Source organism: Maribacter sp. Asnod1-A12, assembly GCF_045063735.1.
Lineage (GTDB): Bacteria > Bacteroidota > Bacteroidia > Flavobacteriales > Flavobacteriaceae > Maribacter.
This window is the reverse complement of the sequence record NZ_JBEFNZ010000006.1, coordinates 1,383,212-1,398,680: the sequence shown is the minus strand read 5'-3', so window position 1 is coordinate 1,398,680 and position 15,469 is coordinate 1,383,212. Positions and strand designations below refer to the sequence as shown.

Here is a 15,469-nt window from a genome sequence, read left to right as displayed (position 1 = left end):
TTAGTATGTTATAAGCAAGATTACGTAATGCATAAATTGTTTAGAAAAAGTTGCTAAAAAATTTGGTTATTAAAGTTGACATCTGCTTACACTTTTAATCCTCTGAAGACGAATTTAAATATTAGAAACTATTAGAGGATTTTCATCAAATTAACACCCCTAGTTAACATTAAAATTACATTTAGTTATTAATAAATTCATGTTAATAGCACTTATAAACCATGTTTAATAACTTCTCAAAATACTGATTTTCAATTGTAGATTTATAAAACATATTGTCAACAAGTATTAGTATCTCATAAAGACAAGTAATATTGAAATAAGTTATTCTAGATATTAACAAGCTATAATAAGCATTAATATTTAATTTAATTTAAAAGAAAAAATGTCTAATATGATATATATGTTAATAACAACTCGTTTACTTAACTTTTCTATAAGAAGTTGAATAACAGCTAGTGGATTATAATTCGTAATTTTCCAATAAATTAAAAGTTTAATGTCGAAGAAGAATAAGAAGGCGAAGAATCATAGAAAGAACGAAATTACAAGAGGAATTTTTACTGTTCTTGAAAAGGAACCGAATAAGAGTTTCAACTATAAGCAGATTGCTGCTAAAATTAATGTTACAGACGCTCAAGATAGAAACACCCTTATTAAAAGGTTAAATGAGCTTAAAGAGAAAAAAAGAATTCAAGAAATAGATCGTGGTCAGTTTAAGGTTTTAGAAAATACAAAGTCTTCTCATGAAGGAACTGTAGATGTTACCGGAAAAGGAAATGCATATATAGTTGTTGATGGTATGGACGATGATATTTTTATACCTGCCAACAAATTAAATAAAGCCTTTCATAAAGATAAGGTTGAAGTATATATCTATCCTCGAAAAAAGAGTAAAAAGCTTGAAGGTGAAATAGTTAAAGTACTTGAGAGATATAAGACCACTTTCGTTGGTATTGTTGATATGCAAAAGACTTTTGCATTTGTTAGACCTTCAGATTTTAGAATGTATACTGATATTTTTGTCTCGAAGGATAAATTAAATGGTGCTCAAGACGGTGAAAAGGTTTTAGTTGAAATTACTGATTGGCCAGATGATGTAGATTCTCCTTTTGGTAGAGTTACTGAAGTATTGGGTATTCCTGGAGAGCATGATACAGAGATTCATTCCATATTAGCAGAGTATGGTTTACCATATTCATTTCCTGCGGATGTTCAGAAATTTGCAGATGGTTTAGATACCAGTATTAAAGAAGAGGAAATTAAAAAGCGTAGAGATTTACGTAATGTTCTCACGTTTACAATAGATCCAAAAGATGCTAAAGATTTTGATGATGCCCTTTCTTTTCAAAAATTGGAAAATGGTAATTATGAGATAGGTATCCATATTGCGGATGTTTCTCACTACTTACAAAAAAATACCATTTTAGATGATGAAGCCTATGAAAGAGCAACATCTGTTTATTTAGTAGATCGTGTGGTACCTATGTTACCAGAAGTGCTTTCTAATAATGCTTGTTCATTAAGACCTAATGAAGAAAAATATACTTTTTCTGCCATTTTTGAATTAGATAGCAACGCTATTATAAGAAATCAATGGTTTGGAAGAACTGTAATCGATTCTAACGAACGTTTTGCATATGAAGAGGCTCAGTATATCATCGAGAACGGTAATGGTAACATACCAGAGGATATATCCATTAGAGAAGCTGCATACACGGTTTCTAATGATGTTGTAGAGGCTACGTTAGAAATGGATAGACTTGCTAAAATTATGCGCTCTAAGCGTATGGATCAGGGGGCACTTTCTTTTGATAAAGTTGAAGTTCGTTTTAATCTAGATGAGAATAGTGAACCTATTGGCGTTTATTTTAAAGAATCTAAAGATGCTAATAAGCTTATTGAAGAGTTCATGCTTTTAGCAAATAGAAAAGTGGCTGAATTTATTGGTAAGCAAAAACCTAAAAAGACATTTGTTTATAGAATCCATGATGATCCAGATCCAGATAAGTTAATGGCTTTAAATGGTATCGTTTCTAAATTCGGACATAAATTAGATTTCAAGGATAAAAAATCCATAAGTTCTTCTTTAAACAAATTACTACAAGATGTAAAAGGTAAAAAAGAGCAGAATATGGTAGATACGCTTACGATACGTAGTATGAGTAAAGCGATTTATACCATAGATAATATTGGTCATTATGGGTTGGCTTTTGATTATTATACCCATTTTACTTCTCCAATTAGAAGATACCCAGATGTAATGGTACATAGATTATTACAACATTATTTGGATGGTGGTAGTTCTGCAAATGCTGAAGAATTTGAGAAAAAATGTAAGCATTCTTCTGATATGGAATATCTAGCATCAAGTGCTGAAAGAGATTCTATTAAGTATATGCAGATTAAATTTATGCAAGACCATAAAGATGAAGAATTCCGCGGAGTTATCAGTGGTGTTACAGAATGGGGAATTTATGTTGAAATCATTGATAATAAATGTGAAGGCATGATTCGTATTAGAGACATCAAAGGAGATTATTATATCTTTGATGAGAAGCAATACGCTATTGTTGGTGAACGTACCAAGAAAAAATACACTTTAGGTGATGAAATAACCGTTATGGTTAAAAGTACCGATTTAATAAAAAGGCATTTAGATTTTGCTTTGATTCCTGATAACTTAAAATAATTTGGAATAGATTTTGGTATATCATGGCTGAATTAAGTAAACCCTTTGTTTATAAGTTGTTTACTTACATAAATTACATATAACAAAATGAAACAAGTTTTAGTTTTAATGTTTCTCTTAGGATGTCTTTCGGTGGTTGCCCAAGACAATAAGGTTACCCAAAACTTAGAACCTTTTAAAGAGTTAAAGGTTTTTGATGGTTTGAGTATTAACCTAATTAAATCTTCAGAAAACAAGGTTATTATTACTGGAGAAAATACGGGTAAAGTTGCTATTGTTAATAACGAAGGTATTTTAAAAATTAGAATGCAAATAGGTAAAATTTTCAGTGGTTATAAAACCTTTGTAGATTTATATTATGCTGGTGATATTGTGGTAATCGATGTAAATGAAGATGCTAGAATAGTTACGGAAGATATCATACAACAAGATGTTCTAGAATTGAAAGCTCAGGAAGGTGGTGAACTTGTGGTAAATGCAGAGGTTGAACAAATGCTGATAAAATCGGTTTCTGGCGGAGTTATTAGAACTGCAGGTTCTTCAAATTTACAAGACGTTCAAATAAATACTGGTGGTGTTTATGAAGGCAAAGGTTTTGTTACCAATTTTTCCACTATAAATGTAAACGCCGGTTCTAGGGCAGAGATAAATGCTAAAGATTATGTCAAAGCAACGGTAAAAGCCGGTGGTGAAGTTTTGGTATTTGGTAACCCTGAGAAATTGGAAGAGAAAACGGTATTTGGCGGTACTATTAAAAGAATGCAATAGTTCATGTTAGAAGATATACAGGCAGCAATTCCACTAGGCTTTTTCCTAAGTTTTATGGTTGGTCCAGTTTTCTTTGTCTTGTTACAAACTAGTGCGGTAAAAGGATTTAGGGCTGCTCTAATCTTTGATATTGGTGTATTATTAGCCGATATACTTTTTATTCTTGTTGCTTATTTTAGTAGTTTCCAGTTATTGGAAAATTTAAGTAATCAACCTGGTCTTTATGTTTTTGGTGGTGTAATACTTCTTGTTTATGGCTTGGTAACTTTCTTTAAAGTAGACAAAAAGGAGATACCTGTAGATTCCAAGAAAATTAGAAAATCAGATTATTTCGGTCTTTTCGTAAAAGGTTTTCTACTGAACTTTATTAATATAGGTGTATTGGTTTTCTGGTTAGGAATAATCATAATTGTAGGTCCTACTTTAGATAATCAGCCTAATCGTTTTTTCACCTTTTTTGCAACTGTGCTTCTCTCCTATTTTGTAACAGATATTTTTAAAATACTCTTGGCAAAACAATTAAAGCGTAAGCTCACAGCTAAACGCACAATTTATATAAAAAAGATAATAGGAGTAATATTGGTTATATGTGGAATTGTTCTTATTACAAAAGGTTTTTTACCTAAGGATCAGTTTAACATAGAACAAGAATTAGAAAGATTTGATACACATACTATAGAATAAAAAAAGCCGGTCATTGACCGGCTTTTTAATTAAGAAATTTTGAATTTATTTCTTGTACTTATCGTTTAGTAATTTTACTATTTCATCTGTAAGATCATTAGCTTCTTTACCATAAAGAACACTACCACCATCACCTCCACCTAAAATGTAAGAGTAACCTTTGGCTTCACCATAAGCTTTTATTTCTTCTTTTACTTTAGAAACAATACTATCCATTTCTGTTTGACCTTCCATTTGTAATTGTTGGTCTTGTTGTTGAAGTTGTTGACCTATAATCTGACCTCTTTGTTGCATTGCTGCATATTCTTCTTGAGCTTTTGATTGAGACATTTTTTGAGCTTTCGTTTGAAAAGCTTGAGCTTCAAATTGAAAAGCTTGAGTTATACTATCTCTAGTTTTAGCTAAGGCATCTGCCTTTACTTTGAATTTAGATTCAACATCAATTTTTTGTTGATACTCATCCATCAATTTCACGTTATCTACGTATCCAATTTTTTCTTGTTGGCAAGATGCTAATAATGTGATAGCGAAAATTAAAATTAGGTTTTTCATTTTTTCATTTTTATGTGGTGCAAAAGTAATAAAGCTTTTAGAATGAAAATATTTAAAATTTAAGATAAATACTTAGATTTGGTTTAAAATAAGATTTAGTTATATTAAAATCATTTTTTATTGATTTTAATTATTATTAATAGGTATTTTAAAGAGTATTTAAGACGTTTATTTAATTTTTACAGTAATATATATAGTTTAAGGTATATATGGTCTTAAAACAGCTCTAAATAGGTATTTACTCTTTTTTAAGCACATATATAAGCGAGGAATACTCAGTTGTAGATTTTGCCTTTAAATTTGATACCAAACCACGATAAAATGCTTTCAAATAATTTGTCGAACCATTTTTATATTTTTCGGATAATAGAGAAACATAATATGAATCAAAGTACATTGGTAGTGTATCTTTAACTATAAAATTCTTTTCAGCAAAAATTGTTTTAATTGCTTTTTGGGAGAAATGCCAAAGATGTCTTGGAGTATCATATGCTGCCCAATATTGCTTATAGTATTTTGCATCGTAAGATTTATAGTTTGGTACGGCTATTATTAAAGTTCCATTTTTTTCTAGAAGAGATTTTATTTTTAGAATTTGATCCTCTAAATTTGGTAGATGTTCTAGAACATGCCATAAGGTTATAACATTGAATTTTTGATTGTTTAAATTATCTAAGCTTTTGAAAGTATCTATTTTTTTATTTGATGCCTTTTGTCTTGCTTGATCATTAAGCTCTACTCCTACTGTTTTCCAATTTTTATTTTTAGCATGTATTAGAAACTCACCCGTACCACAACCAATATCTAGAAGTTTTTTTTCTTGATTAGTATAGTGGTTTATGAGTTGAACTTTTTTATTTAAGGTATATTTTTTTACTAGCTGGTAAATTTTTTCTAATAAACTATTACTATCATCTGAATGTGAAATGTAGTTATTAGGGTCATAGTATTTGGATAAATCTTTAGGGACAGGTTTAGTAATTAGCATGTCTGTTTTGGAGTCATGGACTAATTCGAAATTTTCCTGCGTTACTAGAAAATCCTTGGTTTGTAGGTTTGAAATTTTTTCTTGCATAATGTTAGTAGGTGTTTTAATGTATAGTAATTTTTCATTGTTCCACGTGGAACAATTTGCCCTACCTTCCAAGATAAACTAAAAGTACACTGATGTCACTTGGTGTAACTCCACTAATTCTTGATGCTTGAGAAATAGTAACGGGTTGAATTTTTGTCATTTTTTCTCTTGCTTCAAAAGAAAGTGATTTCAGTTTAGAGTAATCAAAATTTTCTGGAATCTTTACTGCTTCTAATCTATGAAGTTTATCAGCGTTTAATTTTTCTTTGGCTATGTACCCAGAGTATTTAATTTGTACTTCTGCTTGTTCAAGAATTTCACTATCAAAATTGTTTTCTTTTACAAAGTTTGAAACTGATTCTAATTGTAACATATGATCTATGGTAACATTAGGTCTTGAAAATGCTTTATACATTTTGTCTGATTGTTTTACTAAAGAAGACTCAACACTTTCAAATATTGGATTGATGTCTTTTGGTAATACACTTGTTTCTCTAAAGAAGTTAACAAGAGCTTCAGACTGTTCTAATTTTTGCTCCATTCTTTTCATTCTAGAATCGGTTGCAAAACCTATAGCATGACTCAATGGTGTTAATCTCAAATCAGCATTATCTTGTCTAAGTAAGGTTCTATATTCTGCACGAGAAGTAAACATACGGTATGGTTCTTCTGTACCTTTTGTAATTAGGTCATCTATTAAAACACCGATGTATGCTTCGTCTCTTTTTAGAATTAACGGATTTTCTTCTTTTATTTTTAGGTGTGCATTTATACCAGCCATTAAACCTTGAGATGCTGCTTCTTCATAGCCGGTAGTTCCATTTATTTGTCCAGCGAAATATAAATTTTCAACTAGCTTAGTCTCTAGTGTATGCTTTAGTTGTGTTGGCGGAAAGTAGTCGTACTCTATCGCATAACCTGGTCTAAAGAATTTTACTTTTTCAAATCCTACAACGGAACGTAATGCTTTGAACTGAACATCTTCTGGTAATGAAGTTGAAAATCCGTTTACATATACTTCTACAGTTTCCCATCCTTCTGGTTCAATAAACATTTGGTGACTGTCTTTGTCTGCAAACCGGTTTATTTTATCTTCAATAGATGGACAGTATCTAGGACCTAAACTTTTTATTCTACCATTGAACATTGGTGATCTATCAAAACCTTCGCGTAACAAATCATGTACTAGAGCACTAGTATGTGTCATGTAACAATCACGTTGATGTGCTAATGGTTTTGTATTTGTATAAGAAAACTTTTCAGGAATTGCATCACCAGGTTGTACGATCATTTTAGAATAATCTAAAGATCTTCCATCAACTCTTGGAGGAGTTCCGGTTTTCATTCTCCCACTTTCAAAACCTAATTCTACTAATTGTTCTGTAATTCCGGTTGCTGCTTTTTCTCCTGCTCTACCTCCACCAAATTGTTTTTCACCAATATGTATCAATCCATTTAAGAAGGTTCCGTTGGTCAATACTACTGCTTTGGACTTTATATTAATCCCTAAAGAAGTTTTTACTCCAATTATTTTATGATTTTCTACTAACAATCCTGAGACCATTTCTTGATAAAAATCTACATTAGGTGTACGTTCTAACATTAAACGCCACTCCTCTGCAAAACGCATTCTGTCGTTTTGCGTTCTTGGGCTCCACATTGCAGGACCTTTTGATTTATTCAACATTTTAAATTGAATAGCAGATTTGTCAGATACAATTCCACTATATCCACCAAGAGCATCTATCTCTCTAACAATTTGTCCTTTTGCAATTCCACCCATTGCAGGGTTACAAGACATTTGTCCTATATTCTGCAAATTCATGGTTACTAATAAGGTTTTTGAACCCAAGTTTGCAGCTGCTGCTGCCGCTTCTGCACCGGCGTGTCCTCCGCCAACTACAATTACATCATATTCTTCTCCAAACATATCTTTATTGTTCCACGTGGAACAGCTTTATTTTTTCATCTTCTTTAGCGCGCATTTCGGCAGTAGCTGTATCCGATTTATCCGAATAACCCATAAGATGTAAAACCCCATGAATCATTACGCGTTTTAATTCATTATCAAATGAAACATTAAATTCTTCTGCGTTTTCTTTTACGCGGTCAATTGAAATATAAAGGTCGCCCGATAGATTTTTTCCTGACACATAATCAAAAGTGATAATGTCTGTTAGATAATCGTGTTGTAAATAATCTTGATTTATTTTAAGCAAGTAGTCATCACTACAGAAAATGTAGTTGAGTTCAATTATAGAAAACCCTTCGGTATTACAAGATGCTGTAATCCACGAATCGAAGTTGTTTTCTGCTACAAGTTTAAAATCAGTTAGGTAATTGTAATTAATCATTTGCTTTGAAGTACTCTTTAACCTTAGATTGAAAATTTTGCCGCAAAGGTAAGCTTTGCCTATTTAAAATTTCAACTTCATTACGATAATTATCTAATAATGAGGGTTTAGTAGTAATAGGATTTGTGAAGTCTTTGGTATTTCTATTACTTTCTCGCTCAGATTTTTCTCCTTGCTTAAGTGCTGCGTTTTCCAATTTCAACAATTCATACTGTATAGTATTGGCTTTGTTGATGGTACGTTGTGTAATTCCATTTTCTAAAAGATCGTTCTCAAAATCTTCCATCTGTTTAATTAATTTTTGACCTAGTTTTTGGTCACCGGAATTAATCATGTTTTCAAGTTGTTTTTCTAATTCCTGTCTTAATTTTTGCTGATTTTGATAGATTTCATAAATTTCTTTTAGCTCACTTTCACTCATTGACCCTTGCCCTTGCCCGTTTGTACCGTTAGATCCATTATTTCCTTGACCGTTTTCTCCACCCTGTCCATTTTCACTGTTTTTTCCGTTTTTTCCTTCTCCATTTTTCCCATTTTCACCGTTATTTCCATTCTCTCCTTCTTTTCCGTTAGCCCCTTGTTTACCACGTTCGCCTTGTTTTCCACCTTCACCACTTTCTCCATTTTCACCCTGTTTTCTTTCTCCACTTTTACCTTCTTTTCCTGCATTCCCAGACTGACCTTTTTGTCTCATTTTTTCACCTAATTCTTGTTGACCTTTGATGATATCCGGCAATTGAAAACCACCTTCACTTTCTCCAGAACCTTTTCCCATTTGCATACTCGAATTCATATTATCCATTACTTCGGCAAGAAAATCTGCAAGACTATTTGCTGCTGTTAAAACATATTTTTGATGAGAAATACCTTGAAACATTTGACCATCTGCCATAGTTTCTAAAGATTTATCAATGTTGTAATACACTTCGGTAATTTGTTCATTTACAAATTCTGAAAGTTCAGCCTGTCGAAGTGATAATGCAAAAAGACTATCATCTACATGTTCAAATAAACCCTTCAATTCATTTTGATCACGCACGGTTTCAGAATACTGGGTTGCATCTTGGTCTTCTCTAGCTGATAATCGATCATATAGGATTTCTTGTTTGAATGAAAATATGATTAGGTTATCAAGAATTTGTCTCAGCATTTCCGCATCTTCAGTTACAGATGAACCACCGCCTCCGCTTGAAGATGATTCGCTAAGTTGTTCACTCATTTCTTTCATCTTTTCTGCAGCAGATTTTTGCTTCTTATTCGCATCAGTACTGTTTGGTTTATTCTTGTAGTTCGGTGCATCTTTTTCTAGTTGTTCCAATGCATTTTTTTGGTCTTCTTTTATGCCTTCTTTTTTACTTTTTTCAATATTTATATCAATCGGTTTTTTGAGCTTTTCATTATCTTTTTTAAGGTCATCCATTTCAGCTGAAATCTCATCGAATTTTTTATTTAATTCTTTCTGTTTTTCAGCGGTATTATTTTCTTCATTTTGTTGAGAAAGCTCTTCTTGTTTTTTAGCTAATTCTTCTAAATCGCGTGCAATCTGAGATGCCTTTTCAGTTACATAATACCGTTTGGTTAATTCTAATAACTGTTCAAGGCTACGTTGACTGTTTTGTTGTTTTTTACCTAGTTCTTCAAGTTTTTTGGTAAGGTCTTCTTTCTTTATTTTATCAGCTACTTTATTAAGTTCTTCAAGGAGTTGCTGGTTTTTCTTAGCTTGTTCTTCTTGGCGTTCTAAGCGCTCTTGTAACAATTGGTTTAATTTGTCATCTTTATTTTCTTTACTCAGATTTTCTTTTAATTCTTTGCTGAATTTTTGCATCAGCTGTTCTTGCTGTTCTTGTTTTTTTAGATAGTCTTTTATCTGATTTTTATCATTAAAATTTAGACTGTTTTTTTCTTTCTGATTTTGATTAATCTCTTCTAAAGATTCCTTCTGTTCTTTAGATTTCTCTAATGATTTATCAAGGTCTTTTATGAGAGATTGTTGGGACTCTAAATCTTTGTTTTTTAATTGGTTTTCATCTAGTAATACCTGCTGGTATATTTGGCTTTTTATCGTCTTGCCATTATGTATGGCATCGTTATCCGTAACCTCAAAATAAAAGCCATAATTTTTGCCAGCTTCTAGCTCTAAACCAGATGGGAAAGTGTAATAGAATTGTTCGTAATTAGAAGTAGTTTTTAATAGGTTAACCGTATTCTTCTTTTCTTCTTTTCCTACTTCAAAATACACTACATCTATTTTTCGTAAACCATAATCATCACTTGCATTACCAGTGTAGTAAGAAACATTAGGATTTAAACTATCTAGAACCTGATTAACCTTCATTGAAGGGTATGCATCTTTTATTACTTTAAAATTATAGGTTAGACGTTCGTAATCTTGTACGTTTTTGTTGGTAGTTGTTAGTTCATAATTTAGATTAGAATAAATTCGTTTTTCTAATTGAAAGGTGTTTTTTTCTTTATTTAATGGTATTACCGTATCTTTTGTAGAAAGATTAATCTTATCGGTATTTTCTCCATTTATCTTCCACTGTATTTTGGTGCCTTCAGGTATTACAGCGTTTCCCGTACTTTTAATAGTTTCATTTGGTTTGTTCAGGTACGATGGATAGGTAAGATTCATGGTAAAATCTAAAATAGAAGGTGTCGCTAAAGCTGTTAAGGTATAATCTCTAGAATTTACTTCATTTGCTTTGAATTTGAAGTTCGTTGTGGATATTGGTGGGGTGAAAACATATTCATACAAACCATTGTTTTTTTGTAGAAGCATCTGTTTGCCATCTATTTCAATGTATACGTTCTCTGGTTTTACTTCCCCTCTAGTAGCAACCTGTATTGTAAAAGTTTCATCTTGTAAGGTTTTTAAATTATTTGATAATACTTCAAAATGGAACGGTGCTGGTTTTTCATAAGCCATTTCATAGTTGACAACACGTTCGTAACTGCCAAAGAAAGTATTCCAGTTTCCAGAAATGAATAAAAGTGCTATTATGGCTATAGGAATTATAGCATATTTCAAATATTTTAAAGAATCTCTAAAATCTATTGCGTTTGAAAATGGAATTGGATCTAATTGTTTTGATCTTTGATTTATACTGGCTAGTAATAATTCAGATTGTTGTGGGTCATTTGTTAGATCTAATAAGTTGGTAAGCTTATCTCCCACTTCAGGAAAATGCTTTCCTATCATTTGAGCAGCATCTTTTGGACCAATACCCTGTTTCAATTTAAATAAGTAAAAAATTGGGGTTAATATGTATTTAAAAAGTAGAAATAGCTCAACCGCTATAAAAATTCCGAAAAGTATCATTCTTCCGGTGGTGTTCATCCATAGAAAATATTCTACTCCTAAAATCAATAAGAAAAACAATAATCCTAAGGCAAAAAACAATAATATACCTTTCAGTAGAACTTGAGAATAATGTTTTTGAATAAACTGATTTAAACGCTGTAATATGTGCTGATAGTCTTGCAATTGTTCTTTTTTATACCAAGATAACGGTTATCACCTATGTTTGTTGGGAAATATTTGTTAAATCAAAACACTGACCTGTTGATAACTACACAACTACATGAAACTAAGTAGCTGTTTTTTGTGAAATTCCTATTTGGCATTATTAAGTAAAAAGTTAGGGATGTGTATCTTTGTAGCCTTATAAAAATACTATGTCTAAAAAAGTTCGTGTTCGTTTTGCCCCTAGTCCTACTGGACCATTGCATATTGGTGGTGTTCGTACTGCCCTATTTAATTATTTATTTGCCAAAAAACATGGCGGTGATTTTATTCTAAGAATAGAAGATACCGACCAGAATAGATATGTTGAAGGTGCTGAGCAATATATTATTGACTCTTTGAATTGGGGCGGTATTCCTTTTGATGAAGGAATTGGTAAAGACGGTGGTTTTGGTCCGTATAGACAGAGCGAGCGAAAATTATTGTACAAAAAATATGCCGATGAGTTAGTTGAAAAAGGTAAGGCATATTATGCTTTTGATACTTCTGAAAGCTTAGATGTTCATAGAAAAGAACATGAAAAACAAGGCAAAACGTTTATTTATAATTGGCACAATAGATTAAAGCTCGATAATTCACTTTCATTAATGCCAGAGGAGGTAAAAGCCAAGTTAGATAATGGTGATGATTATGTAATTCGGTTTTTGACTCCGCCAGATGAAACGTTACTTCTACAAGATTTAATACGTGGGTCCATAAAAATAGACACTAATGTTTTAGACGATAAGGTATTGTTTAAAAGTGACGGTATGCCTACATACCATTTAGCGAATATTGTTGATGATCATTTAATGGAAATAAGCCATGTAATTCGTGGTGAAGAATGGTTGCCTTCTATGGCATTACACAAACAACTGTATGACGCCTTTGGATGGGATGCTCCAGAATTTGCACATTTACCTTTGATTATGAAACCTGTAGGAAAAGGAAAGTTGAGTAAACGTGATGGCGAAAAAATGGGCTTTCCGGTTTTTCCCCTTTCTTGGAATGAATCTATTGGGTATAAAGAATCAGGTTATTTTCCTGAGGCGGTTATAAATTTCTTGGCATTATTAGGATGGAACCCTGGTACGGAACAAGAATTATTTTCTTTAGATGAATTGGTAAAAACCTTCAGTCTAGACCGTGTAAATAAATCTGGAGCTCGATTTGATCCAGAAAAAACCAAATGGTACAACCAGCATTATCTTCAAGAAACTGCTGATAATGAGTTGGCTAAGTTATTCTTACCAACAGTAAAGGAGCATATTTCTGATAGTGACAAACTAGATTTAGCGTATGTTACCAAAGTGGTTACGCTAATAAAAGAGCGCGCAAATTTTGTTTCAGATTTTTGGGACTTGAGCGATTATTTCTTCGTAGCGCCTAATGAGTATAATGCGAAAGCTGCAAAAAAACAATGGAAAGAAGATACCGCTTTAATCATGAACGATCTTATTTCTGTATTAAAATCCATAGAAGATTTTTCTTCTGAAAACAGCGAAACCATAGTAAAAGCATGGATTGGCGAGAAAGAATTGTCTTTTGGAAAAGTGATGCCACCTTTACGGCTATTCTTAGTTGGTGATATGAAAGGACCACATATTTTCGATATCATGGCCATGATTGGTAAAGAGGAAAGTATCTCTAGAATAGAAACAGCTTTAAATAAATTGGGATAAAATAAAATTTTCAGGAAAATGAAGCAGTCTTTATTTTCCTGAAAATTCACTTAAAACTTCCATTGCTTTTTTTGTGTCTTTGGTTGATACAAAAATATGGTCGTGATAATATGCCGCAACAACATTGCAACTGATATTATGTTTTGTTAGTGCTGTAGAAACTGCAGCTGTTAAACCAACAGCATCTAATGCAGAATGAACGGTAAGTGTAATCCAAGATGCAACAAATTCGTATTTAAAATTTAATTCATCGGCTTTGGCTTGTTCTAAGATGATAGTTATACCTTCTTTTTCTTTGAACTCGAATAAAATATTGTCCCTAGAAATATGCTGAATGTCTTTTACAGATATAAAAACATAATTCCCTTTGTTCAAACTAGGTTTTAAAGTCCTTAAAAGTATATTTAAATCGGTTTCTCCTGCCATTTTAGCGTTTTTGCTGAATTTTCAAAAAAATTTCGACCCTTCGGGTCAATTTACCAAAGAGAACCGCTTAAAAAACCTCATTTGACGATTAAAAAAGGTCCGCGGCAAAATTTTATTCGCTTACCCATCTATTTTCTGCCCAAGTTTTCATTTCTGCGGCCGATAAAAATGTCCAAGCAATTAGTCTACTTAGTTTATTTCCCTGCCCCATTGGTGTAGTTTTGTGCTCCACAACTCCTACTTTTTCTAATCTATCATAAAACGCACGTAGATTAGATTGCTTTGAAACCAAAGTTGAAAACCAGGCACAATTTTTAGAATATTGCGCACTTTCATTAATCATATTCAGTACAAATCGTTTTTCTCCGCCATCTGTCCAAAGTTCTCCACCTTGACCGCTAAAATTCAGCTCGGGTTTCTTGACCCTTTTTTTCTTTAGATTACTTAATTTTCTAAGTGTTCCGGCTTCCGCTTCCGCTTGTGTAGCATGAAATGGTGGGTTACAGATAGTTAAATCTATTTTTTCATCTGTTTTTAAATTTCCAGAAAATATATGTTCAGGTTTCGGTTGAATTCGAAATTCGACTTTACCATGAAGAGAAGGGTTTGACGTCACAATTTTTTGTGCTGCTTCTATCGCCTTTGGGTCTATATCAGATCCTAGGAAAGACCAACCGTAGGCATTATTTCCAATTATTGGGTATACACAATTTGCTCCTACTCCAATATCCAGGCATTTAATTTTATCGCCTTTAACCAAATTTCCATCGTTACTGGCTGCTAAGATATCAGCAATGTGGTGAATATAATCTGCTCTTCCTGGTATTGGAGGGCACAAGAAACCATCTGGTATATCCCAGAAGTCTAATCCGTATTGTGAAATTAAAATTGCTTTATTTAGGGCTTTTACAGCAACCGGGTTAAAGAAGTCTATTGTAAAGTTTCCGTACTTATTTTTAGTTACAAATGGCTTTAAATCAGTGTTTACCAATTTAAGCGCCTTCAGATCGTAATGACCGGTATGTTTGTTTCTTGGGTGTAAAGTTGGTTTTTCTAAACCCTCTTTTTTCTTGTGGTCTGCCATAATTATTGAGCCTTATTAAGACCCCAAAGCTAACCTTAATTTTTAAGCTGTTGTTTTATTTTTTTCGCATACGTTTTGGCCCATACCACAACCAAAAACCTGTTATCGTAAAAAGAAGAAGTGCAAGCCCCATTATTGTAGTGTAAAATACTTTTATTTGATTATCACTTGTGCCCACATAATTATCTAAAATTGAACCATCATGTATTTGTTCTAAGAGGTCAGAATATCTACGTTCTATATGAAGTAATTTGCCTGTTGCCCCATCTAATTGCAGTCCCCAGAGATGATTTTCATAAATGAATTTCACCATTCCCTTTTCTTTTCTGATGTCAATTCTATCAATTTTAGTGGATAAATCTTTAGAGACGTTTTCTAAAAGATAGGTATTAGCGAGCGTGTGTAAACTATCAATAGGTAACCAATGTTTTAATTCTGTAGAAGTGCCTTCATACGATTTAGATAGAATTATTCCCCCACTGTGTTTTTTCCATCCTAAAAGAAGTCCGGTGATAGAGATAATAAAGAAGAAAATGAACAAAGCTGCACCAGTGGCTCTATGTACTTTTCTAAAAATACGTAGCCATTTTGCTTGTCTCTGTCTTTTGGTGATTTTAGGCATTATTTTGGGTCGGTTAACGGGCAAT

Annotated in this window: 12 protein-coding genes; 4 read left to right on the top strand and 8 right to left on the bottom strand. The window is 32.4% G+C overall.

Features of this window, described 5'->3' with window-relative positions:
* Window positions 1-499: 499 nt before the first annotated feature.
* The 3 genes from rnr (at window position 500) to ACJJVP_RS05775 (ending at window position 4,144) form a co-directional block, all read left to right on the top strand.
* Entirely contained in the window at window positions 500-2,692 is a 2,193-nt protein-coding gene (gene rnr / locus ACJJVP_RS05785) for a ribonuclease R (protein WP_405411613.1), read from the top strand.
* Between the two features lie 87 nt (window positions 2,693-2,779).
* Complete coding sequence (locus ACJJVP_RS05780) at window positions 2,780-3,460, top strand: head GIN domain-containing protein (protein ID WP_405411610.1); 681 nt, start codon at window positions 2,780-2,782, stop codon at window positions 3,458-3,460.
* Window positions 3,461-3,463: 3 nt separating this feature from the next.
* Window positions 3,464-4,144 carry a LysE family translocator gene (locus ACJJVP_RS05775; RefSeq protein ID WP_405411608.1) on the top strand — a complete coding sequence of 227 codons (681 nt, stop codon included), beginning with the start codon at window positions 3,464-3,466 and terminating at the stop codon, window positions 4,142-4,144.
* 45 nt (window positions 4,145-4,189) lie between these two features.
* Here the strand turns inward: ACJJVP_RS05775 and ACJJVP_RS05770 are convergent, their stop codons facing one another.
* The 5 genes from ACJJVP_RS05770 to ACJJVP_RS05750 all read right to left on the bottom strand — a co-directional run bounded on the left by ACJJVP_RS05770 (window position 4,190) and on the right by ACJJVP_RS05750 (window position 11,612).
* Window positions 4,190-4,696, bottom strand: coding sequence for an OmpH family outer membrane protein (locus ACJJVP_RS05770; protein ID WP_405411606.1), 507 nt, complete (start codon window positions 4,694-4,696; stop codon window positions 4,190-4,192).
* 238 nt (window positions 4,697-4,934) lie between these two features.
* On the bottom strand, window positions 4,935-5,771 hold the full coding sequence (locus tag ACJJVP_RS05765; RefSeq protein ID WP_405411604.1) for a class I SAM-dependent methyltransferase: 837 nt from the start codon (window positions 5,769-5,771) through the stop codon (window positions 4,935-4,937).
* Between the two features lie 61 nt (window positions 5,772-5,832).
* The gene (gene mnmG / locus ACJJVP_RS05760) at window positions 5,833-7,701 is read right to left on the bottom strand and encodes a tRNA uridine-5-carboxymethylaminomethyl(34) synthesis enzyme MnmG (RefSeq protein ID WP_405411603.1); all 1,869 of its coding nucleotides are present in this window, start codon (window positions 7,699-7,701) and stop codon (window positions 5,833-5,835) included.
* A 4-nt stretch (window positions 7,702-7,705) separates the two neighbouring features.
* The gene (gene ybeY, locus ACJJVP_RS05755) at window positions 7,706-8,125 is read right to left on the bottom strand and encodes an rRNA maturation RNase YbeY (protein WP_405411602.1); all 420 of its coding nucleotides are present in this window, start codon (window positions 8,123-8,125) and stop codon (window positions 7,706-7,708) included.
* Window positions 8,118-11,612: a hypothetical protein gene (locus tag ACJJVP_RS05750; protein ID WP_405411599.1), complete on the bottom strand. Its 3,495-nt coding sequence runs from the start codon at window positions 11,610-11,612 to the stop codon at window positions 8,118-8,120. The genes ybeY and ACJJVP_RS05750 overlap by 8 nt, the downstream gene beginning before the upstream one ends.
* Before the next feature lie 191 nt (window positions 11,613-11,803).
* Between ACJJVP_RS05750 and gltX the strand changes: the two genes are divergently transcribed.
* Complete coding sequence (gene gltX, locus ACJJVP_RS05745) at window positions 11,804-13,312, top strand: glutamate--tRNA ligase (protein WP_405411597.1); 1,509 nt, start codon at window positions 11,804-11,806, stop codon at window positions 13,310-13,312.
* A 30-nt stretch (window positions 13,313-13,342) separates the two neighbouring features.
* Here gltX and ACJJVP_RS05740 read toward each other — a convergent pair whose 3' ends face one another.
* The 3 genes from ACJJVP_RS05740 to ACJJVP_RS05730 all read right to left on the bottom strand — a co-directional run bounded on the left by ACJJVP_RS05740 (window position 13,343) and on the right by ACJJVP_RS05730 (window position 15,444).
* Complete coding sequence (locus ACJJVP_RS05740; RefSeq protein ID WP_405411595.1) at window positions 13,343-13,738, bottom strand: ACT domain-containing protein; 396 nt, start codon at window positions 13,736-13,738, stop codon at window positions 13,343-13,345.
* Window positions 13,739-13,850: 112 nt separating this feature from the next.
* A complete protein-coding gene (gene rlmF, locus ACJJVP_RS05735) occupies window positions 13,851-14,822 on the bottom strand; it encodes a 23S rRNA (adenine(1618)-N(6))-methyltransferase RlmF (protein WP_405411592.1) in 972 nt (323 codons plus the stop codon).
* A gap of 55 nt (window positions 14,823-14,877) precedes the next feature.
* The gene (locus tag ACJJVP_RS05730; protein ID WP_036150867.1) at window positions 14,878-15,444 is read right to left on the bottom strand and encodes a PepSY domain-containing protein; all 567 of its coding nucleotides are present in this window, start codon (window positions 15,442-15,444) and stop codon (window positions 14,878-14,880) included.
* Window positions 15,445-15,469 lie beyond the last annotated feature (25 nt).